We start from the raw sequence: 21323 nt of genomic DNA on the forward strand, positions 1-21323 counted from the left end.
CGGGCTCCCGCGGCTGGTCGACTTCTCAGCCGGGTGGATGGGCCGGAGGCGGCCCGAAGATGGTGCGAACGTAACGGCGTGGGCTGGGAAGGTGTCGGGAGGTCGCCGTGCAGGAGGGTTGCAGCTTTCCGTATGTCACACGTAACCTATCGTCGATGACAGCGAGTTTCGTCGAGCGGCTCAGCGGGGTGGTGCACGACCTCGAGCAGGTGCCCTACAGGACGGGCGAACGCGACGCCCATCAGGGCCACGGCCTGCGGGACTCCGCCCTCGGGGCGGCGGCGTCGGACGCACCGGCCCACGAGATAGAGATCTCCGGGCTTGAGGTGCTCGTCGGGCTCTGGCCCGACGCGAAGGACGGCCACGGTTCATGGCTCGGGGGCGGCACCGTGGTCGGCATCGGGCCACGGCCCGCCACGGTCGTGGCGGGCTACGCCGACCTGCTCTTCGTGAGCACCGAGGGCGTCCGACGCACCTACTACCGACTGCTCACCGTCGACCATCCCGACCCCGACGTCGCGACGGTGCGCCTCCTCGAGTGCGTGAAGGAGGTCCGGCCCGGCTGGCGGTCCACGTGGGCCGACACCACCACCGCCTACACCCGGGTCAGCCGGTTGCCGACCGGCGTGCGGATCGCGATGGGGTTGGACACGGCCGAGGGGCTGGCCTCCACCCGACGTTCGCTGGACGGTGTGCTCGCGGGGTTGTCGCTCGAGGCCGAGGGGGTGCTGCGGGTGACGCCTGCCCACATGGCACGTCAGCTCGGGACGCTCAGGGGCCGCGGCTGGCCGTTGACGCTCGGCACCGTCCGCCGCCTGGCGTTCAGGAGCGCGCGGTAAACTCGGTGGGTCCCCCACCCGTGAAAGAGGTCTCGTGACGCCTGCGCACCACGACTCCGGCGCGACCGCCCCCGTGGCGTCGCCCGACCCCTCGGGCAGGGGCGTCGACCCGTCGCTCTCCGCGTACTGGCCCGTCCCCGTGCTGCGTGCCGTCCCGGCCCTCGCGGCCGCGGCGGCCATCACCTTCAACCCCGACCACTCGCCCCAGGTCGGCCTGCTGACCTTCGGGGCGGCGGCGGTCGCCGGCGGTGTCGTGCTCGCCGTCGGATCGGCCCTGCGCCTCCACGACCGCTCGAGCCGCACCATCGCCGTCCTGCAGGGCGTCGTCGGTGCCGTGATCGGCGCCCTCTGCCTCGTCTTCTCGCACGGCCAACTGCCCGTGCTGGTCGCCTTCGTCACGGCCTGGGCCGTGCTGACCGGCGGCCTCGAACTGCTCACCGGCCTGCGACGTCGTCGTCGCTCGCCGCTCGCCCGTGACTGGACGACCGTCGGCGTGCTCACCCTGGTGCTGGCCCTGGTCTTCCTGGTCGTCCCGCCGGACTACAGCCAGCAGCTCGGCGGCATCGAGCAGATCGAGGGCGAACTGACCTCCTCGACCGTGCTCGTCGGCATCCTGGGCGCCTACGGCGCCCTGGTCGGCGTGTTCCTCGTGATCGCCGGCCTCTCGCTCAAATGGCAGACCGGGCACCCGGCCCCTGCCGACACCCCTGACGACAAGGGACGAACGTCATGACCCACCCCACCTGGCGCGACCGGTTCCGCCCCGCCGAGTTCCTCGGACTGTCGGGCGTCTTCGCCGCCTTCGTCGGCCTCGTCGTCCTCATGACGACGCGCGACCTCCAGCTGGCGCTGATCTTCCTCTGCATCGGCTTCATCGTCGCGCTCGTCACGATCGCCATGCTCGCGCTCGCGGCCAAGCCCAACGACGACGAGCGACACGAGATCGACGACGCCGACAAGCCGCGGGGCCACTGACGCGACGCGGATGCACTGCCGCGGCCTTCCGGCCGCTGCCCGTCGCTGCCCGTCGGCCGCCGCTCCGCCGCGGCCCGTCGGCCGCTGCTCCGTCGCACGGCGCCCTCGGGTGCGCGGGCCGTCCTGACGGGCCGACCGGCGCCTCCTGGGGTCAGGCCAAGCGGTCGACGAGCTGCGCCGCGATGCCCGTGTAGGTCGCCGGGGTCAGGGCCACGAGGCGCTGCTTGGCCTCGTCGGACACGTCCAGGCCCTCGACGAACGCGACCAGTTCGGCCTGGCCGACGCGCTTGCCGCGGGTCAGCTCCTTGAGCATGGCGTAGGGGTCGTCGATCGAGGATCGTCCGGCGACGACCTCGGCGCGGATGACGGTCTGGATGGCCTCGGCGAGGACCTCCCAGTTGGAGTCGAGGTCGGACTCGAGGGTCACGGTGCCGACGGCGATCTCGCCGAGGCCGCGCCGCAGGTTGTCGAGCGCGAGCATCGAGTGGCCGAACGCGACCCCGATGTTGCGCTGGGCCGACGAGTCGGTGAGGTCGCGCTGCTGACGGCTGGTGACCAGGGTCGAGGCCAACGAGTCGAAGAGCGCCGACGAGATCTCGAGGTTGGCCTCGGCGTTCTCGAAGCGGATCGGGTTGATCTTGTGGGGCATGGTCGACGAGCCGGTCGCCCCCGCCTGCGGGATCTGCGTGAAGTAGCCCATCGAGATGTACGACCACACGTCGGTGGCGAGGTTGTGCAGCACCCGGTTGGCGTGGGCGACGCGCGAGTAGAGCTCGGCCTGCCAGTCGTGCGACTCGATCTGCGTCGTCAGCGGGTTGAAGGTCAGCCCCAGGGCGTCCTCGACGAAGGAGCGGGCCGTCTCGGGCCAGTCCAGCCCGGGGTCGGCGACGACGTGGGCCGAGAACGTGCCGGTCGCCCCGCTGAACTTGCCGAGGAACTCGGTGCCGACGATCTGCGAGCGCAGACGCTGCAGGCGGTGCGCGAACACGGCGAACTCCTTCCCGACCGTGGTCGGCGTCGCCGGCTGCCCGTGGGTGTGCGCGAGCATCGGCACGTCGCGGGCGTCGGTGGCCCAGGTGGTGAGGGCGGCGAGCACGGCGTCGAAGGCCGGGAGCCAGACGTCGAACAGGGCCGCCTTGACGGTGACCGCGTACGACAGGTTGTTGATGTCCTCGCTGGTGCAGGCGAAGTGGGTGAGTTCGGCGATCCCGTCCAGCCCGAGCTCGGCCAGCCGTGTCCGCACGAAGTACTCGACGGCCTTGACGTCGTGACGGGTCGTCGCCTCGAGGCCGGCGAGCTCGTCGATCGCCGCCTGGCCGAAGTCGGTGACGACGGCCCGCAGCGCCCGCTTCTGCTCGTCGTCGAGCGGCGTCGAGCCGAACGCACGGCGGTCGGTCTGGGCGATCAGCCATTCGACCTCGACGTGCACGCGGGCCCGGTTCAGCCCCGCCTCGCTGAGGTGGTCACCCAACGTGCCGACCGACGAGCGGTAGCGGCCGTCGAGCGGGCTGAGGGGCTGAGGAGGCAACGTCATGACTGTCCCTTGCGGAGTGCGGGTTCGATCTGGCGGAAGAGGGCCGAGCAGGCGCGCTCGACCATGTCGAGCACCTCGTCGAAGAGTGCTGCGTCGGAGTAGTACGGGTCGGGGACGTCGAGACCGCCACCCGCCGGCGCCGCGTCGGGAGCGAAGGTGAGTAGCAGCTGCACCTTCGAGCGGTCGGCGTCGTCGCCTGCCCAGGCCCGGAGGATGCGTTCTTGGCCGCGATCGAACGCCACCACGAGGTCGTAGCGTGCGAAGTCGTCGGCCTCGAACTGCTTCGCCCGGTGCCGGGAACCATCGTAGCCGCGGCGCTCCAGGGCCTCGACGGTGCGGGGATCGGCCCCCTCGCCGACGTGCCAGTCGCCGGTGCCCGCGCTCGTGACCTCGACCCGGTCGCCGAGGCCCGCGTCGTCGGCGAGCGAGCGCAGCACGGTCTCGGCCATGGGCGAGCGACAGATGTTGCCCGTGCAGACGAAGCAGATGCGGAACCGGTTCACCGCTTCCGGTCACCCCGCCCGACCACGGGGCGGACGACGACGCCGATGGCCCAGGCGAAGACCGCGAGCACGACGGCACCGATCACGCCCCACCAGAAACCGTCGATCGTCAACCCGAAGCCGAAGAGATCCGAGATCCACGCCACGATCAGCAGCAGCAGCCCGTTCACGATCAATGCGATCAGGCCGAGCGTCAGGATGTAGAGGGGGAAGGCCACCACCCTGATCGCCGTGCCGACCACGCCGTTGACGATGCCGAAGACCAGGGCGAGCAGCAGGAAGGTCACGATCGTCTCGAGGGTGCCCCCTGCTCCGTAGGGCGTCACCGTCACCCCCGACACGAGCAGCGTGGTGAGCCACAGGGCCACCGCGTTGATGAGCAGCCTCACGACGAATCGGGTCATCCCCCCATCATGCCGACCTCTCCTCCACGGGCGGTAGTGCCCGACCGGATCCCCCGAGGAGGCGCGGTGCCCTGCCGCGACGCGGCCCCCGCCCCATAGGCTGGCCGCGTGACCACTCCCGTCCGACTCCGTCCCGAGATCGCCGCCCTCCCGCCCTACCGCCAGGGCAAGCAGGCGTCCCCCGACGCCTTCAAACTGTCGTCGAACGAGAACCCGTTCGAGCCCCTCCCCTCGGTCGTCGAGGCCGTCCGTGGCGCCGTCTCGCTGAACCGCTACCCCGACGCCTCGGCGACGGCCCTGCGGACCGCCCTCGCCACCCGGTTCGCCGTCACCGTCGACGAGGTGCACGTCGGTGCGGGGTCGGTCTCGTTGCTGGCCCAGTTCGTGCTCGCCGCGGCCTCGGTCGGCGACGAGGTCGTCTACGCCTGGCGTTCGTTCGAGGCCTACCCGGGGCTCGTCACGGTGGCCGGTGCGACGAGCGTCCAGGTGCCGCTGCGGGCCGACGGGGGCCACGACCTCGAGGCCATGGCCGCGGCCGTCACCGACCGCACCCGCGTCGTCATCGTCTGCTCCCCCAACAACCCGACGGGCACCACGGTGTCGACGGGCGAGTTCGAGTCGTTCATGGCCGCGGTGCCCGACGACGTGCTCGTGCTGCTCGACGAGGCGTACGCCGAGTTCGTCACCGACAGCACGGCCGTCGACGGCGAGACGCTCACCGAGCTGCACCCGAACCTCGTCCTGCTGCGCACCTTCTCGAAGGCGTACGGGCTGGCCGCACTCCGCGTCGGGTACGCGATCGGTGCCTCCTACCTGCTCGACGCCGCGCGGGCCACGGCCATCCCCCTCGCCGTCACCGAGCAGGGCGCGGCCGCGGCCCTCGCCTCGCTCGACCACGCCGACGAGCTGCTCGGGCGGGTCGACCGCATCGTCCTGCTGCGCGACCAGGTGCGACGCGCCCTGATCGACCAGGGGTGGACGGTGCCCGAGGCGCAGGGCAACTTCGTCTGGCTCGCCACGGGCGAGCACACGGCGGCCGCGGCCCAGGTGTTCGCCGACCACGGGGTCGTCGTCCGGCCGTTCGCGGGCGAGGGCGTGCGCGTCACGATCGGCGAGCCGTCGTCGGTCGACAAGCTGCTGCACGCCGCCCAGCAGATCGTCGACCTCACATCCCGGTGACGGCATATGCCGCGGAATAGATTGGACGCCATGTCTTCCTCCGAAGCGACCGACGCGCCGCCGCCCGTCCAGCTCCTGTCGCCGTCGGGCGAGGTGGTCGAGTCGGCTGCGGCCGACGAGTTCCGCCCCTACGTCGACGCCCTGGGCGACGACGGACTCCGCGCCCTGCACCGCGACATGGTGCTGACGCGTCGATTCGACCGCGAGGCCGCGGCCCTGGCGCGCCAGGGGCAGCTCGCCCTCTGGGTGCCGAGCCACGGCCAAGAGGGGGCCCAGGTCGGCCTGGCCCACGCCACCCGCCCGCAGGACCACCTCTTCCCGTCCTACCGCGAGCACGCCGTCGCGCTGTCCCGCGGCATCGACCCGGTCGACATCCTGCGCCTGCTGCGCGGTCACACGCACGGCGGCTGGAACCCCGCCGAGCACCAGAACTTCCACGTCTACACGCTGGTGATCGGCTCGCAGACGCTGCACGCGACCGGCTTCGCCATGGGGCTCGGCCTCGACGGCAAGAGCGGCACGGGCGATCCCGAGGTCGACCAGGCCGTGGTCACGTTCTTCGGCGACGGGGCGACCAGCCAGGGCGACGTCAGCGAGGCCCTGGTCTTCGCCGCGAGCTTCCAGACCCCCGAGCTGTTCTTCCTCCAGAACAACCAGTGGGCGATCAGCGTGCCGGTCGCGCGTCAGTCGCGCACGCCCCTCGTCGCCCGGGCCGGCGGCTTCGGCATCCCCGGCACGCAGGTCGACGGCAACGACGTGCTCGCGAGCTACGCCGTCAGCCGCCGCGACCTCGAGGCCGCCCGCGGCGGTGGCGGGCCCCGCTTCATCGAGGCGCTCACCTACCGCGTCGGCGCGCACACCTCGTCCGACGACCCCACCAAGTACCGCACCGACGACGAGCTGCAGTCCTGGATCGCCCGCGACCCGATCACGCGCTTCGAGGCCTTCCTGCGGAACCGAGGCGAGGGGGACGCGTTCTTCGCCGACCTCGAGACCGAGGGCGACGACCTCGGAGCCGACGTCCGTCGGCGCACGGTCTCGCTGCCGAACCCCGACCGCGGCCTCATCTTCGACCACGTGTACTCCGAGCCGCACCCGCTCATGACCGAGCAGAAGCAGTGGCTGGCGACCTACGAGCAGAGCTTCGGCGGCGCGGGCGAGACCGCGACCACCGACGAGGGGGCAGCATGACCGACACCGTCGAGAACCCGACCGGCACGACCGAGTCGACCCGCGCCTCCGTGCAGCCCATGCCGCTCGGCAAGGCGATCAACGCCGGCCTCCGCAAGGCCATGGCCGACGACCCCCGCGTCCTGCTGATGGGAGAAGACATCGGCACGCTCGGCGGCGTCTTCCGCGTGACCGAAGGGCTGCAGGCCGAGTTCGGCGACAGACGCGTCATCGACACCCCCCTCGCCGAGTCCGGCATCGTCGGCACCGCCATCGGACTCGCGATGGGTGGCTTCCGCCCGGTCTGCGAGATCCAGTTCGACGGATTCATCTACCCCGGCTTCGACCAGATCACGTCGCAGCTCGCCAAGCTGACCAACCGGCACGAGGGCACCCTGACGATGCCCGTCGTGATCCGCGTGCCCTACGGCGGGCACATCGGCGCGGTCGAGCACCACCAGGAGAGCCCCGAGGCGTACTTCGCCCACACCGCGGGCCTGCGCGTCGTCAGCCCGAGCACGCCGCACGACGCCTACTGGATGATCCAGGAGGCGATCGCGTCGAACGACCCCGTCATGTTCTTCGAGCCCAAGAGCCGTTACTGGCCCAAGGGCGACGTCGACCTGAGCGACCCGCAGGCACCGCTGCACGCGAGCCGCGTCGTCCGGACGGGCACCGAGGTCACCCTGCTGGGGCACGGCGCGATGGTCAGCGTGCTGCTGCAGGCGGCCGAGATCGCGGCCGCCGAGGGCGTCTCGGCCGAGGTCGTCGACCTGCGGTCGCTCTCACCCGTCGACTACGGGCCCATCCTCGAGTCGGTCCGGAAGACCGGGCGCCTCGTCGTGGCGCAGGAGGCCCCCGGTTTCGTGTCGGTCGGCTCCGAGATCGCCGCCACCGTCGCCGAGAAGGCCTTCTACTCGCTCGAGGCACCCGTCCTGCGCGTCAGCGGCTTCGACACCCCCTTCCCTCCCGCCAAGCTCGAGACGCAGTACCTGCCCGACGCCGACCGCGTGCTCGAGGCGGTCGACCGGGCCCTGGCCTACTAGGAGTCACGACATGACCAGCGAATTCACCCTGCCCGACGTCGGCGAGGGCCTGACCGAGGCCGAGATCGTCGAATGGAAGGTCGCTCCCGGCGACAGCGTCGAGATCAACCAGGTGCTCGTCGAGATCGAGACCGCGAAGTCGCTCGTCGAGCTCCCCTCGCCCTACGCCGGCGTGGTCGAGAGCATCCTCGTCGAACCGGGTACCACGGTCGACGTCGGCACCCCGATCATCCGGGTCGGCGACTCGACGGCACCAGCGACCCCGTCGGGTCGGGCCGCCGAGTCCGAGTCCCTCGAGTCGGGCGGACTCGCCCGCACGGCGCAGGTCGTGTCGCAGAACGAACAAGCACTCTCCGCGCAGCGCGCCCGCCAGGCCGAGCCCGTGGCGTCCGCCACCCCGGTGCAGAGCTCCTCCCCCGCCGCCCCGGCCCGCTCGGCCGACGCGGTCAGCGCCGACGGCGACACCGGCTCGGTGGCGCACGCCCCCGAGGCCCCGGCCGACTCGGGGTCGGGTGCCGTGCTCGTGGGCTACGGCGCCGCGGGGGGTCACGGCTCGACCCGTCGCCGCCGACCGTCGCAGACCGAGGTCGACGCCCGGCAGCTGCGCGTCGCCGAGCAGGCCCGGCGGCGCCCGACCACGTCGGTGCCCGCCGCGCAGGCCCTGCCGATCATCGCGAAGCCGCCCATCCGCAAGCTCGCCAAAGACCTCGAGGTCGACCTCGCCGTCGTCCAGCCGACCGGCCTGGCCGGAGAGGTCACCCGCGACGACGTCATCCGTCACGCCCAGCAGGCCAGCGTCTTCCGCAACATCGAGACGCCCGAGTGGGGCGAGGAACGCGTCGAGCGCATCCCCGTCAAGGGCGTCCGCAAGGCCATCGCCGCGGCCATGACGTCGTCGGCGTTCACCGCCCCGCACGTCAGCCTGTTCGTCGACGTCGACGCCACCCGCACGATGGAGTTCGTCAAGCGGTTGAAGGCGTCGCCGCAGTTCGCCGGCGTCAAGGTCTCGCCGTTGCTGATCATGGCCAAGGCGATCATCTGGGCCGTGCGACGCAACCCGATGGTCAACTCGGCCTGGACCGACCGCGAGATCCTCGTCCGGCACTTCGTCAACCTCGGCATCGCCGCGGCCACCCCGCGTGGCCTCATCGTGCCGAACGTCAAGGAGGCCCAGTCGATGAGCCTGCTCGAGCTGGCCCAGGCCCTCGAACAGCTGACGCTGACCGCCCGAGACGGCAAGACGACGCCGGCCGACATGCGGGACGGCACGATCACGATCACCAACATCGGCGTCTTCGGCATGGACACCGGCACGCCGATCCTCAACCCGGGCGAGGTCGCGATCGTGGCCCTCGGCACGATCAAACCCAAGGCCTGGGTGGTCGACGGCGAGGTCCGCTCGCGCATGGTGACGACGATCGGGGCGAGCTTCGACCACCGCGTGGTCGACGGCGACGTCGCCAGCCGGTTCGTGGCCGACGTGGCGAGCGTCCTCGAAGAGCCCGCGCTCCTGCTCGACTGAGCCCGCGCCTCCTCGTCCGTTCCTGGGAACCCCGCGGGCAGCCGGGCCCCGACCTGGCTGGCGACGGACGGCGTGCAGTAACGTCGAGGGCAGGACGACCGGTCATGACCAGATGGGACCACCCTCGGGCGCGACGGACGAGGGGGCCCATGACCGACCGCATCACCGACGGAGCCGTGCCGAAGCACGAGCAGTTGCGCTCCATCGTGCAGCGGCTCGCGGCCGGTCAGCAGCCCGGCTCGGCGATCGCCAGCGAGCGCCAGCTCATGCTCGAGTACGGTGTCAGCCGGATCACCGTCCGCGAGGCCGTGGGGCAGCTGGTGAACGAGGGTTGGCTGACCCGCGTGCGGGGCAAGGGCACCTTCGTGGCCCACCGCGTGGTCCAGTCGACGCTGCACCTCGCCTCGTTCACCGACGAGATGACCAAGCTCGGCCACGTGCCGAGCACGGTGGTGCTGGTCAAGGCCGAGACGACTCCGCCGCCCGAGACGGCCGCGGCCCTCGGACTCGAGGACGGCGCCTCGGCGTTCCACGTCAAGCGCCTGCGCCTGGCCGACGGCGTGCCGGTCAGCATCGACGACGGCTGGTACCCCGCGGACCGACTGCCCGGGCTGCTCGACCACGACCTGAGCCGTTCGCTCTACCGGACCCTCGACGGCGACTACGCGACGCCGATCACCCGCGCGACCCAGACGGTCAGCGCCGAGGGGGCCGACGCCGACGTCGCCACGCTGCTCGGCACGAGCGAGGGCGCCCCGGTGATGTACTTCGACCGGATCTCGTTCGCCGGCGACGTCCCGCTCGAACACGCCAAGAGCTGGTACCGCTCCGACCGCTACCGCCTGCAGATGCAGGTCGAGTCGGGCACGACGCCGGACTGACTCCTGGCCGCGACCCGTCGGCCTCAGAGGTCGAAGAGGGGCTCCCCTGACTCGACGGTCGTGCCGACGGCCTGCTGCGGGACGCTGTCGGGGGCGCTGTCGAGCACGACGACCGGGATGACGGCCGAGTACCCCGCCTCGGCCACGACGGCCGGGTCGAAGCGGACGACGACGTCGCCCTCCGCGACGGTCGCCCCCTCGGGCACGACGAGCTCGAAGCCCTCGCCGCCGAGCTTGACCGTGTCGATGCCGACGTGCACGAGCAGGCCGGTGCCCGACTCGTCCACGACCACGAACGCGTGCGGGTGCAGCTTGACGATCTCGCCGGCGACCGGCGAGACGACGGAGACCACACCCCCTCCAGGAGGCGCGCTCGGCTCGACCGCGACGCCCGCGCCCACGAGCTGCCCGGCGAAGACGGCGTCGGGCACCTCGGCGAGCGCCGTCACCCGGCCGGCGACGGGCGAGAGGACCGTGGTCACGGCAGCAGGTCGTTGATGTCTTCGGCGAGCGAGTCGGCGATCGTGCCGACGATCACCTGGACGCTGCCCCCCGCGTGGACGACGGCGGTGGCTCCCGCGGCCTTGAGGGCGGCGTCGTCGACGAGCGAGATGTCCCGGACGTCGGTGCGGAGGCGCGTGATGCAGCCCTCGATCTCCTCGATGTTGTCGGCGCCGCCGAGTCCGTCGATCATGGCCTGTGCTTTCGACATGAGCTGTTCTCCTCCGTGGGTCGGTCGCTCGCGGCGACGAGGGTGTCGTCCTAGTTGACACCACCCGTCGGTCTGAGGAAACTACCACTCACTGGTCATGACCGGACAGGACCGGAGGCTCCGCGCTCGACGCGACCCGCGCCTCCGGAACCGCCCCCACCCGCACGACACCCACCCCGCACCACGGCTGCTCACCGACGAGAGGACCACCTGATGACGACGACGACCGAGTCGGCCCCGACCAAGAAGAGGGGCTCGGCCGCCTTCGCGGTGCTGCAGCGCCTCGGGCGCAGCCTCATGCTGCCGATCGCGGTGCTCCCGGCGGCGGGCATCCTGCTGCGACTCGGGCAGGCCGACCTGCTCGGCGCGATCCCCGGCTTCGAGACGGGCGCCTCGGTGATCGGCGCCGCCGGGCAGGCGGTCTTCACCTGGCTGCCGCTGATCTTCGCGGTCGGCATCGCGATCGGCTGGGCGAAGAAGTCGGACGGTTCGACGGCCCTCGCCGCGGTCGTCGGCTACATGGTGATCGACGGCGTCTTCAAGGCCATGTCGCCGGTCGTGCTCGCGGGCCGCGAGACCCCGACGGGCGACCCCGAGGTCATCAACTACGGCGTGCTGGCCGGCATCGTGATGGGCATCCTCTCGGCGATGATCTGGCAGCGCTTCTACCGCACAAAGCTGCCCGACTTCCTCGGGTTCTTCTCGGGCCGTCGCATGGTGCCGATCCTCACCGCCGTCACGGGCCTGGTCGTCGGCGTCGTCATGTCGTTCATCTACCCCCTGTTCAACAACGCCCTCACCGGCATCGGCCAGGCGGTCGCGTCGAACGACGTGGTCGGCAGCGGCATCTACGGCGTCGCCAACCGCCTGCTGATCCCCACCGGCCTGCACCACATCCTCAACTCGGTCGTGTGGTTCCTGGTCGGCGACTACACCAACGCCAGCGGGGAGATCGTCCGGGGCGACCTGAACCGCTTCTTCGCCGGCGACCCGAGCGCCGGCGTGTTCATGACCGGGTTCTTCCCGATCTTCATGTTCGCCCTGCCCGCCGCGGCCCTGGCGATCTGGCGTCACGCCCGCCCCGAGAAGAAGAAGCTGATCGGCGGCATCATGCTGTCGACCGCGCTGACGGCGTTCATCACGGGCATCACCGAGCCGCTCGAGTTCTCGTTCATGTTCGTCGCCTGGCCGCTGTACGTCATCCACGCGGCGCTGACCGGCACGTCGATGATGCTGGTCAACGCACTCGACATCCACACCGGGTTCACCTTCTCGGCGGGGTTGATCGACTACGTGCTGAACTTCAACATCTCGCAGAACTCGATCTGGCTCATCCCGATCGGGCTCGGCTACGCGGTCGTCTACTACGTCCTGTTCAGCTTCGTCATCAAGAAGTGGAACCTCAAGACGCCCGGCCGCGAGGACGACGACGCCGCCGGCGCCGAGTCCGTCGAGGCCGCCACGAAGGCCTAGGCGCGCTGCGACACCCCCTGTCCGGCATCACACCCTCGGAACAGGGGGTGTCGTGCCGAGCAGGGGGTGTCGCGCTGTCTCGGGACGCGGGAGGCGCGCTCGGCCGACCAGCGCCTCCTCGTTTTGACAATCATTATCAGTAGCAATAGCGTGGCGACCATGAAGATGCGCTCGCTGCCGACCCTGCTCGTCCTGCCCGCCGCCGCGGCCCTCGTGCTGAGCGGTTGCGCCACGGGCGCCTCGGGCTCGACCGACTCCACCGACGGAGGCGCGATCTCGGTGGTCACGTCGACCAACGTCTACGGCGACATCGCCGAGACGGTCGGCGGGGACCTCGTCGACGTGACGAGCATCATCAGCGACCCCTCGCAGGACCCGCACTCGTACGAGGCCGACGCCCGCACGCAGCTGGCCGTCTCGAAGGCCGACGTGGTCGTCGAGAACGGCGGCGGCTACGACTCGTTCGTCGACACGATGGTCGACGCGAGCGGAACCGACGCCACCGTGGTCAACGCCGTCGACGTCTCGGGGCTCGACCCCGAGGCCGGGCACGACGACCACGCCGACGAGGCCACCGACGCCGCGAGCGACGACGCCACCGCAGAGGCCGACGGGCACGACGACCACGACCACGCCGCGTTCAACGAGCACGTGTTCTACAGCCTGCCGAGCATGGCGAAGCTCGCCACGGCCCTGGCCGACGAGTTCGGCCGGGTCGACACCGCGAACGCCGACACCTTCACCGCGAACGCCGAGGCCTTCGGCACGAAGATCGCCGACCTGGAGGCGCAGGCCGCCTCGATCAAGACGGCCCACGACGGCGACCCGGTCGCCTACACCGAGCCCGTGCCCGGCTACCTCTTCGACGCGATGGGCCTGGTCAACGTGACGCCCGAGGCCTTCTCCGAGGCGATCGAGGAGGGCGACGACGTGTCGCCCGCCGTGCTCAACGACACCCTGAAGCTCTTCACCGACGGGAAGGTCGACCTGCTCGCCTACAACGAGCAGACCTCGAGTCCCGAGACCGAGCAGGTCGAGAAGGCCGCGACCGACGCCGGCGTCGCCATCGTGCCGGTCACCGAGCTGCTGCCCGAGGGGGAAGACTACGTGGCATGGCAACAGAGCAACATCGACGCGATCTCGGCGGCCCTCGGCGAGTGACCGACCCGTCCGGCGCGACCTCCGTCGCCGCCGCCACCCGCGCCTCCTCGGCCGGTGGCGGCGGCGACGCCGTGCTGCGCCTCCGCGACGCCGGGGTCTCGTTCGGCGCCCGCACGCTCTGGTCGGGTCTCGACCTCGACGTGCGGCCGGGCGAGTTCATCGCCGTGCTCGGGCCGAACGGTGCGGGCAAGACGACGATGCTGCGCACGATCCTCGGGCAGCAGCACCTGACCGCGGGCAGCATCGAGTTCCTCGGCCGGCCAGTCGGGCGCGGCCATCGCCGCATCGGGTACGTGCCGCAGCAACGACTGATGGAGTCCGGCACCCCGCTGCGTGCCCGTGACATGATCGCGCTGGGCGTCACGGGCCACCGCTGGGGGCCGCGCCGCGAGACCCCGACCGAACGGGCCCGCATCGACGCCCTGGTCGACGAGGTCGGCGCCACCTCGTTCGCGACCTCTCCGGTCGCGAGCCTCAGCGGCGGCGAGCAGCAGCGCACCCGGGTCGGCCAGGCACTGGCCGCCGAACCGGCCCTGCTGCTCTGCGACGAGCCCCTCATCTCGCTCGACCTGCGCCACCAGCGCGAGGTCACCCGCCTGATCGACGAGCAGCGGCGGGCCCGCAACGCCGCGGTCGCGTTCGTCACGCACGACGTCAACCCCATCCTCGACGTCGTCGACCGGGTGCTCTACCTCGCCGGAGGCCGGTTCCGCATCGGAACACCCGACGAGGTGCTGCGCGCCGACGTGCTGAGCGACCTCTACGGCACCCCGGTCGACGTGATCCGCACCATGGGGCGCATCGTGATCGTCGGCAGCCACGACGGGCACGACCACCACGTCGACGAACACCTCGACGACGAAGGGCTCGTCCGATGACCGACCTGTGGTCGCAGCTGTTCAGCTTCCAGGACTTCGGCGAGCTGCTCGTGCTGGTGCGCAACAGCGTCGTCGCGGGCGCCGTGCTCGGCCTGGTGGGCGGCCTGATCGGGCCCTTCGTGATCACGCGCAACATGCCCTTCGCGGTGCACGGCATCAGCGAGCTCTCGTTCGCCGGCGCCGCTGCCGCCCTGCTGCTCGGCGTGAACGTCGTCAGCGGCTCGCTCGTCGGCAGCCTGATCGCCGCCCTGCTGATCGGGCTGCTGGGCACCCGGGCGCGGGAGCGCAACTCGATCATCGCGGTGCTCATGCCGTTCGGCCTGGGCCTCGGCATCCTCTTCCTGGCGCTCTACCGAGGGCGGTCGGCCAACAAGTTCGGGCTGCTGACCGGCCAGATCGTGTCGGTCGACAACCCGCAGCTGGGCTGGCTCGTCGCCATCTCGGCCGTGGTGATCGTCACGCTGATCGTCATCTGGCGTCCGCTGACCTTCGCCAGCGTCGACCCCGACGTCGCCGCGGCGGCCGGCGTCCCCGTGCGCACGCTCGGCATCGTCTTCATGCTCGTGCTGGGCCTGTCGGTCGCGGTGTCGGTCCAGATCATCGGGGCGCTGCTCGTGCTCTCGCTGCTCGTCACGCCCGCCGCGGCCGCGCTGAGGCTGACGGTGAACCCGCGACTCGTGCCCGTGCTGAGCGTGACCTTCGCCGTCGTCTCGGTCGTCGGCGGCATCCTGCTCGCCCTGGGCGGGGGCCTGCCGATCAGTCCCTACGTCACCACGATCTCGTTCACGATCTGGCTCGTCTGCCGCCTGGTCGGCTGGCGTCGCACGGCCGCCGCCGTGAAGCCGCGCAGGGGCCCGCGGGTACCCTTGGCACCGACCGGCGTCTGAGGCAGACCGGGGTCCGACACACCTGGTCCCGGTGCACCGGGACCCGACGCACCGAGGTCCGACGCACAGAGGTCCGACACACAGAGAGGCAGGACGCCGTGGTGGTCCGACGCAACACGTGGCAACGCGAGGCCGTGCGAGAAGCACTCGGCACGAGCGAGGGGTTCGTCAGCGCCCAGGCGCTGCACGCCCACCTGCGCGAGACCGGCATCGGCCTGGCCACGGTCTACCGGGCACTCGCCGACCTCGCCGCCGACGGCTCGGCCGACTCGCTGCAGCAAGAAGGCGAGAGCCTCTACCGCGCCTGCACGCCGGGCACGCACCACCACCACCTGATCTGCCGCAACTGCGGCACCACCGTCGAGATCGAGGCCGACGAGGTCGAGACCTGGGCCCAGCACGTCGCCGCCACGCACGGGTTCACCGAGGCGCAGCACGTGGTCGACGTGTTCGGCTTGTGCCCCGCGTGCACGGCCGAGGCCCGCGCGGCCGCCGACGCCTCCTCGATCCGCTGAGCCGCGCCTCCGCGATCCGCTGAGCCGCGCCTCCTCGTCCCGGCGGCGCGGGGCGACGCGATCGCGTGGCCGCAGCCCCGGGTTCCGAGCCCCGACCCCCGACCTCGAGTCGGGGAGGCGCGGGTTGCGTGGGTCCGGGCGTGTCGCGTAAGCTCTCCCTTTGGTTGGGCGCTCTCTGCGCCCATGTGCACCGCCTCCCGGCTTCATCGCCCGATCCCTCGATCGGGCAGGGGGACCGGCGCGCCGACAAGTGACCTTGGGTGAGGGCTCCGGCCCTCACGGTATCTACGGAGGAAAACCATGGCAGCAACCTGCCAGGTGACCGGAGCCGTTCCCGGCTTCGGACACAACATCTCGCACTCGCACCGACGCACCAAGCGTCGTTTCGACCCGAACATCCAGAAGAAGACGTACTACGTGCCGTCGCTTCGTCGTAACGTGACCCTTCAGCTCAGCGCCAAGGGCATCAAGGTCATCGACGCTCGTGGCATCGAGTCGGTCGTCAAGGACCTGCTCGCTCGTGGGGAGAAGATCTAATGGCTCGTCAGCAGGACGTCCGTCCCATCATCAAGCTCCGCTCGACGGCGGGCACCGGTTTCACGTACGTGACCAAGAAGAACCGTCGTAACAACCCCGACCGTCTCGTGCTGAAGAAGTACGACCCGGTGATTCGCAAGCACGTCGAATTCCGCGAGGAGCGCTAAAAATGGCCAAGAAGAGCATGATCGCCAAGAACAACCAGCGCGCCGAGATCGTGGCCCGCTACGCCGAGAAGCGTCTCGAGCTGAAGAAGGCCCTGATCGACCCGAACGGTTCCGACGAGAGCCGCGAGGCCGCTCGCCTCGGTCTGCAGAAGCTGCCGCGCAACGCGTCGCCGGTCCGCCTCCGCAACCGCGACTCGGTCGACGGCCGCCCCCGCGGTCACCTCAAGGCCTACGGCATCAGCCGCGTGCGTTTCCGCGACATGGCCCACCGTGGCGAGTTGCCGGGCATCACGAAGTCTTCCTGGTAGGTTTCAACCGGTTCCACAGGGCCCTCGGCTCTCTGGTCTCGACCGCACAGGCATGGTGAACGCCGTGTCTCGTCACACCGAATGAAGTCCGAGGAGGACATTTACATGGCTGACAAGTCACTGAACCGTACCGAGCTCGTCGCAGCTGTCGCATCCGAGTCCGGCCAGAGCCAGGCCGCCGTCAGCGGCGTCGTCGACGCGTTCTTCTCCGTCGTCTCGAAGTCGGTCGCCGACGGCACGAAGGTCACCATCCCCGGGTGGATCGCTTTCGAGAAGACGCACCGCGCCGCTCGTACCGGCCGCAACCCGCAGACGGGTGAGGCCCTCGAGATCGCCGCCAGCGACAGCGTCAAGGTCAGCGCCGGCAGCAAGCTCAAGGCTGCAGTCAAGTAGTCCTCGCTCTCACGAGCACCCGAGAAGGGGCGTGACGACCATCGGTCGTCACGCCCCTTCTCTCGTTCCCCCTCGCCTCGTCACGCCCCGCCGACAGGCTCGTTCGTGCATGCGCCGGTCGCCCGGACGGATCACTCGACGTCGAGCGACGCCCCCCACCCGCACCCGTTCACCAGGCGATCCGACTTACCCTGGTAGACGATGCCCAGACTCGCCCGCACCACGGCGCCCGCACTGCTCGTGCTGGTGGCGTTCGCGTCCCTCCTCGCCGCTCTGAAGTTCGGCGGGGCGGCCGACGCGCCCCTCGTCGTCGACCCCGGCGAGGTCGTCCGCTACGGGCTGCCCATGGCCAAGATGCTGGGCAACGTCGGCGCCGCCCTCACCATCGGCACGCTCTTCCTGACCTGCTTCGCACTCACCCGACGCGAAGCGGAGTACGACCGCGCCATGGACGTCGCCGCCGCCGCGGCGGGGTTCTGGGCCGTCGCCTCGGCGATCACCACCTTCTTCACCTTCCTCAGCGTCGCCAACGTGCCGGTCACCTTCGACGACCAGTTCGGGCGGACGCTCGCGTTCTTCCTGACGAACACCGAGCTCGGCATCGCCTGGCTGATCACGACGCTGATCGCGGCGACCGTCACGGTGCTCTGCTTCATCGTCCGCAACATCTGGTTGATCGTCGCCGTCACGGTGCTCGCCGCCGGCGGGCTCATCCCCATCGCCGAGCAGGGCCACGCGGCCGGCACGAGTGGCCACGACGCCGCCGTCACCGACCTCGCCCTGCACTTGGTCGGGGCGTCGGTCTGGCTGGGCGGCCTGCTCGCCATCGTGCTGCTGCGCGGGCACCTCTCGAGCGGGCGGCTGGCGATCGTGCTCGCGCGCTACTCGAGCGTGGCGATCGTCTGCTTCGTGGTCGTCGCGGTGTCGGGCATCGGCAGCGCCGCCATCCGCATCGGCGACTGGTCGGCCCTGACGTCGGGCTACGGCGTGCTCGTGCTCGTCAAGACGTTCGCCCTCGTCGCGCTGGGGTTGTTCGGCGTCGTGCAACGCCGCTGGCTCGTCGGCCGCCTCACGACCCACCCCAAGGCGACGACGAAGGCCTTCTGGTGGTTCGTCACCGCCGAGCTCGCGTTCATGGGGCTCGCCTCCGGCGTCGCCGCCGCACTCGCCCGGACGGCCACCCCGGTCGAGCAGGTCGCCGCGGCCGACCTGGCCGACCCGACCCCCGCGGTCATCCTCACCGAAGAGGCGCTGCCACCCGAGTTGACGCCGCTGCGCTACCTCACCGAATGGAACGTCGACCTGCTCTGGGGGCTGCTCTGTGCCTTCGGCGTCTTCTTCTACCTGGCCGGCGTCGTCCGCCTGCACCGCCGTGGCGACCGCTGGCCGGTCGGCCGCACCGTGTCGTGGGTGGCGGGCCTGGTCGTGTTGTTCTACATCACGTGCGGCGCCCCGAACGTGTACGAGGAGTACCTCTTCAGCACGCACATGCTCGCGCACATGGCACTCGGCATGCTCGTGCCCGTGCTGCTCGTGCCGGGCGCGCCCGTGACGCTCGCGTTGCGCACCATCAAGAAGCGCAGCGACGGCACCCGTGGCGGCCGCGAGTGGATCATGATCCTCGTGCACTCCCGGTTCGCGACCTTCGTCAGCAACCCGATCATCTCGGCGGTGCTGTTCGCGGGCTCGCTGTGGGCGTTCTACTACACGCCGTTGTTCAGCTGGGCGACGACCACGCACATCGGCCACTACTGGATGATCGTGCACTTCCTGATCACCGGCTACCTCTTCGTGCAGTCGATGATCGGCATCGACCCCGTCAAGGGTCGACTGCCCTACCCCGCCCGACTCGTCGTGCTGCTCGGCACCATGGCGTTCCACGCGTTCTTCGGCCTGGGCATCATGAGCGCCACGGGGCTCTTCCTCGCCGACTGGTACGGCGCCATGGGGCGCACCTGGGGCCCGACGCCGATGCAGGACCAGTACGTCGCCGGCGGCATCGCCTGGAGCGTCGGCGAGATCCCCACGATCGTCATGGCCATCGCCGTCGCCATCATGTGGAGCCGCAGCGACGGCCGAGAAGCCGTCCGGAAGGACCGCCAGGCCGAGCGCGACGACGACGCCGAGCTCCGGGCGTACAACGAGCAGCTCGAGGCGCTGTCCCACCAGCGCGAGCGCACCCGCTGACGTGGGCCGCGGGTCGCGGGCCGTGGGCCGCGAGCCGCGAGCCGCGAGCCGCGGACCGCGAAACAGCAACGCACCGTGTTTCGTGCAGGGCACCGCGACTGGTCGGGGTGCGGTGCACGAAACGCGGTGCGCTGGGTCGGGGTCGTAGGGCACGAGCCCCGAGGAGGCGCGGGTCGCGTCAGGCGAGCATCTCGCGCACAAGCGGGACGACCTTCGTGCCGTACAGCTCGATGCTGCGCATCATGAGCTCGTGCGGCAGGCGGCCCATGCTGTACCGCATGTCGAAACGCGTCGCGCCGAGCAGGCGCATGTTCTGCGCGATCTTCGTGGCGACGGTCTCGGGCGAGCCCACGTAGAGCGCGCCGGTCGAGCTGGCGCTGGCCTCGTACTGCGCGCGGCTGTAGGGGGGCCAGCCGCGTTCGCGACCGAGCTGGTTCGTCTGCTCCTCTTGGTAGGGGAACAGCGCCTCCTTGGCTTCGGCATCGGTCTCGGCCACGAAACCGGGCGAGTGCATCGCGATCGGCTGCGAGTCGTGGCCGAACTCGCCGAGGGCGCGTCGGTAGAGGTCGGCGTACGGCGCGAACTGCGCGGGTTGGCCTCCGATGATCGCGAGGAAGAGCGGGAAGCCGTAGTGCGCGGCCCGGATGACCGACTGCGGCGATCCGCCGACGCCGACCCAGGTGCGGATCGAGCCCCCTTCGGTCTTGGGGTAGACCTCTTGCGCGTCGAGGCCGGCGCGGACGGTGCCCGACCAGGTCGTCGGGCCCTCCTTCAGCAGCTCGGCGAAGAGCTGGATCTTCTCCTCGAAGAGCACCTCGTAGTCCTGCAGGTCGAGGCCGAAGAGCGGGAACGACTCGGTGAACGAGCCGCGGCCCAGGATGACCTCGGCACGGCCGTTCGAGATCGCGTCGACCGTGGCGAAGCGCTGGAACACGCGCACGGGGTCGTCCGAGCTGAGGACGGTGACGGCCGAGCCCAGGCGGATGGTCTTCGTGCGGGCGGCGATCGCGGCGAGCACGACCTCGGGGGCCGAGACGGCGAAGTCCTTGCGGTGGTGCTCGCCGACGCCGATGAAGTCGAGACCGACCTCGTCGGCCAGGACGGCCTGGTCGACCAGGTTGCGGATGGCCTGGGCGTGCGTGACGGGGCTGCCGTCGAGGCGGTCGGTGATGTCGCCGAAGGTGTCGAGGCCGAACTCGAGGGGGTGTGCCATGCGGGTGCTCTCCTGATTCATACGTTCGCATCATTCTAACCGATGGAGCGCGATCGTGGGAGGGGGCAGGGCGTGTCGGCGCCGGGGTCAGAGGCGGTCGAGCGGGTTCGCGGCGATCCGGTCGCGCATGCCGCCCCGGATCGTGCGGGCGGCCTCGGAGCCGGGCTTCCGGTGCGCCTGCGTCGACATCAACCCGCCGAACTCGGCACCGAAGCCGTCACGGGGCAGCCGCTCGACCAGGGCGGCGACCAGCTCGGCCGGCCAGTCCCCACCGCCCACCCCCGACACGTCGAGGCTCGTCGCCCGCTCGAGCAGGTGACCCTCGACGTCGAGGTCGGCCGAGACCGCGGGCCACATGTGCCGCACGATGACGTCCGCCAGCCGCTGGGCGCGTCCGGCCGACCAGCCCGCCCCCGCGGCGAACACCCGGGCGACCTCGCCCCCCGCTCGCTCGAACGGCTCGGTGTGGCTGTCGAACGGCGACGTCAGCCCGACGTCGTGCAGGGCCGCCGCGACGAACAGCAGCTCGTGGTCGAAGGCCAGCCCCTCGCGTCGCCCGAGATCGACGGCGAGCGCCGCCGAGCGACGGCTGTGCGCGAGCAGGGCCACGCTCGACACGGCGGCGGCGGCCCCGAGGGCCCGGGTGGCGACGAGCGAAGGAGGCGCGAGCAGCTCGTCGAGGACGGCGGCGGTCGATCGCGGCTCGGGCGTCGGGCGGGGCTCGGGCGTCGGGCGGGACTCGGTGGGCATGGCAGGAACCCTACGGGTGGACAGGTCCTGCCACGAGTGGCAGTGTTGCCACCACTCGTCGACATCCCGCCACCCCGCCCTCCCGCCAC

The 21323-nt window shown here is 70.9% G+C and carries 25 protein-coding genes; 18 read left to right on the top strand and 7 right to left on the bottom strand.

Features of this window, described 5'->3' with window-relative positions; genetic code table 11:
- Nucleotides 1–155: 155 nt before the first annotated feature.
- The 3 genes from ARTHRO9V_RS03420 to ARTHRO9V_RS03430 are packed head-to-tail and all read left to right on the top strand — an operon-like array spanning nucleotide 156 to nucleotide 1814.
- Nucleotides 156–839 carry a hypothetical protein gene (locus ARTHRO9V_RS03420; RefSeq protein ID WP_157485561.1) on the top strand — a complete coding sequence of 228 codons (684 nt, stop codon included), beginning with the start codon at nucleotides 156–158 and terminating at the stop codon, nucleotides 837–839.
- A 34-nt stretch (nucleotides 840–873) separates the two neighbouring features.
- Nucleotides 874–1572: a DUF308 domain-containing protein gene (locus tag ARTHRO9V_RS03425; protein WP_236556892.1), complete on the top strand. Its 699-nt coding sequence runs from the start codon at nucleotides 874–876 to the stop codon at nucleotides 1570–1572.
- Nucleotides 1569–1814, top strand: a complete 246-nt coding sequence (locus ARTHRO9V_RS03430) for a hypothetical protein (protein WP_043594098.1) — start codon at nucleotides 1569–1571, stop codon at nucleotides 1812–1814. The genes ARTHRO9V_RS03425 and ARTHRO9V_RS03430 overlap by 4 nt, the downstream gene beginning before the upstream one ends.
- Nucleotides 1815–1965: 151 nt before the next feature.
- Here ARTHRO9V_RS03430 and purB read toward each other — a convergent pair whose 3' ends face one another.
- From purB to ARTHRO9V_RS03445, 3 genes are read right to left on the bottom strand one after another with little or no spacing between them, the layout of a single operon-like run.
- Nucleotides 1966–3348: an adenylosuccinate lyase gene (gene purB / locus ARTHRO9V_RS03435; RefSeq protein ID WP_159825603.1), complete on the bottom strand. Its 1383-nt coding sequence runs from the start codon at nucleotides 3346–3348 to the stop codon at nucleotides 1966–1968.
- The gene (locus ARTHRO9V_RS03440; protein ID WP_199736314.1) at nucleotides 3345–3797 is read right to left on the bottom strand and encodes a low molecular weight protein-tyrosine-phosphatase; all 453 of its coding nucleotides are present in this window, start codon (nucleotides 3795–3797) and stop codon (nucleotides 3345–3347) included. Before ARTHRO9V_RS03440 ends, purB begins: the two co-directional genes overlap by 4 nt.
- A 50-nt stretch (nucleotides 3798–3847) precedes the next feature.
- Nucleotides 3848–4255 carry a phage holin family protein gene (locus ARTHRO9V_RS03445; protein ID WP_056049758.1) on the bottom strand — a complete coding sequence of 136 codons (408 nt, stop codon included), beginning with the start codon at nucleotides 4253–4255 and terminating at the stop codon, nucleotides 3848–3850.
- A gap of 108 nt (nucleotides 4256–4363) precedes the next feature.
- Between ARTHRO9V_RS03445 and ARTHRO9V_RS03450 the strand changes: the two genes are divergently transcribed.
- The 5 genes from ARTHRO9V_RS03450 (at nucleotide 4364) to ARTHRO9V_RS03470 (ending at nucleotide 10053) form a co-directional block, all read left to right on the top strand.
- Complete coding sequence (locus ARTHRO9V_RS03450) at nucleotides 4364–5434, top strand: histidinol-phosphate transaminase (protein WP_159825605.1); 1071 nt, start codon at nucleotides 4364–4366, stop codon at nucleotides 5432–5434.
- Between the two features lie 30 nt (nucleotides 5435–5464).
- A complete protein-coding gene (locus ARTHRO9V_RS03455; protein WP_056049763.1) occupies nucleotides 5465–6625 on the top strand; it encodes a thiamine pyrophosphate-dependent dehydrogenase E1 component subunit alpha in 1161 nt (386 codons plus the stop codon).
- Entirely contained in the window at nucleotides 6622–7650 is a 1029-nt protein-coding gene (locus tag ARTHRO9V_RS03460) for an alpha-ketoacid dehydrogenase subunit beta (protein ID WP_159825607.1), read from the top strand. The genes ARTHRO9V_RS03455 and ARTHRO9V_RS03460 overlap by 4 nt, the downstream gene beginning before the upstream one ends.
- A 10-nt stretch (nucleotides 7651–7660) precedes the next feature.
- The gene (locus ARTHRO9V_RS03465) at nucleotides 7661–9172 is read left to right on the top strand and encodes a dihydrolipoamide acetyltransferase family protein (RefSeq protein WP_123570918.1); all 1512 of its coding nucleotides are present in this window, start codon (nucleotides 7661–7663) and stop codon (nucleotides 9170–9172) included.
- 149 nt (nucleotides 9173–9321) lie between these two features.
- Entirely contained in the window at nucleotides 9322–10053 is a 732-nt protein-coding gene (locus ARTHRO9V_RS03470; protein WP_123570919.1) for a GntR family transcriptional regulator, read from the top strand.
- Between the two features lie 23 nt (nucleotides 10054–10076).
- On the opposite strand, the gene ARTHRO9V_RS03475 is transcribed toward ARTHRO9V_RS03470, so the two are convergent.
- Together ARTHRO9V_RS03475 and ARTHRO9V_RS03480 are read right to left on the bottom strand one after the other, a co-directional pair.
- Nucleotides 10077–10535, bottom strand: coding sequence for a PTS glucose transporter subunit IIA (locus ARTHRO9V_RS03475; RefSeq protein WP_159825609.1), 459 nt, complete (start codon nucleotides 10533–10535; stop codon nucleotides 10077–10079).
- A complete protein-coding gene (locus tag ARTHRO9V_RS03480; protein ID WP_054145886.1) occupies nucleotides 10532–10765 on the bottom strand; it encodes a glucose PTS transporter subunit EIIB in 234 nt (77 codons plus the stop codon). The genes ARTHRO9V_RS03475 and ARTHRO9V_RS03480 overlap by 4 nt, the downstream gene beginning before the upstream one ends.
- 213 nt (nucleotides 10766–10978) lie before the next feature.
- Between ARTHRO9V_RS03480 and ARTHRO9V_RS03485 the strand changes: the two genes are divergently transcribed.
- The 10 genes from ARTHRO9V_RS03485 to ARTHRO9V_RS03530 all read left to right on the top strand — a co-directional run bounded on the left by ARTHRO9V_RS03485 (nucleotide 10979) and on the right by ARTHRO9V_RS03530 (nucleotide 19271).
- On the top strand, nucleotides 10979–12238 hold the full coding sequence (locus ARTHRO9V_RS03485; protein ID WP_159825611.1) for a PTS transporter subunit EIIC: 1260 nt from the start codon (nucleotides 10979–10981) through the stop codon (nucleotides 12236–12238).
- A gap of 159 nt (nucleotides 12239–12397) precedes the next feature.
- A complete protein-coding gene (locus tag ARTHRO9V_RS03490; RefSeq protein WP_159825613.1) occupies nucleotides 12398–13399 on the top strand; it encodes a metal ABC transporter solute-binding protein, Zn/Mn family in 1002 nt (333 codons plus the stop codon).
- Nucleotides 13396–14277, top strand: a complete 882-nt coding sequence (locus ARTHRO9V_RS03495) for a metal ABC transporter ATP-binding protein (RefSeq protein ID WP_370516171.1) — start codon at nucleotides 13396–13398, stop codon at nucleotides 14275–14277. The genes ARTHRO9V_RS03490 and ARTHRO9V_RS03495 overlap by 4 nt, the downstream gene beginning before the upstream one ends.
- Nucleotides 14274–15164 (top strand): metal ABC transporter permease, encoded by an 891-nt coding sequence (locus tag ARTHRO9V_RS03500; RefSeq protein WP_056049779.1) that lies wholly within the window; start codon nucleotides 14274–14276, stop codon nucleotides 15162–15164. Before ARTHRO9V_RS03495 ends, ARTHRO9V_RS03500 begins: the two co-directional genes overlap by 4 nt.
- Nucleotides 15165–15265: 101 nt before the next feature.
- Nucleotides 15266–15679 carry a Fur family transcriptional regulator gene (locus tag ARTHRO9V_RS03505; protein ID WP_159828413.1) on the top strand — a complete coding sequence of 138 codons (414 nt, stop codon included), beginning with the start codon at nucleotides 15266–15268 and terminating at the stop codon, nucleotides 15677–15679.
- A 300-nt stretch (nucleotides 15680–15979) separates the two neighbouring features.
- On the top strand, nucleotides 15980–16216 hold the full coding sequence (gene rpmB / locus ARTHRO9V_RS03510; RefSeq protein ID WP_043595945.1) for a 50S ribosomal protein L28: 237 nt from the start codon (nucleotides 15980–15982) through the stop codon (nucleotides 16214–16216).
- Nucleotides 16216–16383 carry a 50S ribosomal protein L33 gene (gene rpmG / locus ARTHRO9V_RS03515; RefSeq protein ID WP_043595944.1) on the top strand — a complete coding sequence of 56 codons (168 nt, stop codon included), beginning with the start codon at nucleotides 16216–16218 and terminating at the stop codon, nucleotides 16381–16383. Before rpmB ends, rpmG begins: the two co-directional genes overlap by 1 nt.
- 2 nt (nucleotides 16384–16385) lie before the next feature.
- Nucleotides 16386–16691 (top strand): 30S ribosomal protein S14, encoded by a 306-nt coding sequence (rpsN, locus tag ARTHRO9V_RS03520; protein WP_043595941.1) that lies wholly within the window; start codon nucleotides 16386–16388, stop codon nucleotides 16689–16691.
- 105 nt (nucleotides 16692–16796) lie between these two features.
- A complete protein-coding gene (locus ARTHRO9V_RS03525) occupies nucleotides 16797–17084 on the top strand; it encodes an HU family DNA-binding protein (protein WP_043595940.1) in 288 nt (95 codons plus the stop codon).
- 201 nt (nucleotides 17085–17285) lie between these two features.
- Nucleotides 17286–19271, top strand: coding sequence for a cytochrome c oxidase assembly protein (locus ARTHRO9V_RS03530; protein ID WP_123570921.1), 1986 nt, complete (start codon nucleotides 17286–17288; stop codon nucleotides 19269–19271).
- A 178-nt stretch (nucleotides 19272–19449) separates the two neighbouring features.
- Here ARTHRO9V_RS03530 and ARTHRO9V_RS03535 read toward each other — a convergent pair whose 3' ends face one another.
- On the bottom strand, nucleotides 19450–20484 hold the full coding sequence (locus tag ARTHRO9V_RS03535) for an LLM class flavin-dependent oxidoreductase (RefSeq protein WP_056049785.1): 1035 nt from the start codon (nucleotides 20482–20484) through the stop codon (nucleotides 19450–19452).
- Between the two features lie 87 nt (nucleotides 20485–20571).
- On the bottom strand, nucleotides 20572–21234 hold the full coding sequence (locus tag ARTHRO9V_RS03540) for an HD domain-containing protein (protein ID WP_159825617.1): 663 nt from the start codon (nucleotides 21232–21234) through the stop codon (nucleotides 20572–20574).
- Between the last annotated feature and the right edge of the window lie 89 nt (nucleotides 21235–21323).

Source organism: Frigoribacterium sp. 9N, from assembly GCF_902506305.1.
Taxonomy (GTDB): domain Bacteria; phylum Actinomycetota; class Actinomycetes; order Actinomycetales; family Microbacteriaceae; genus Frigoribacterium.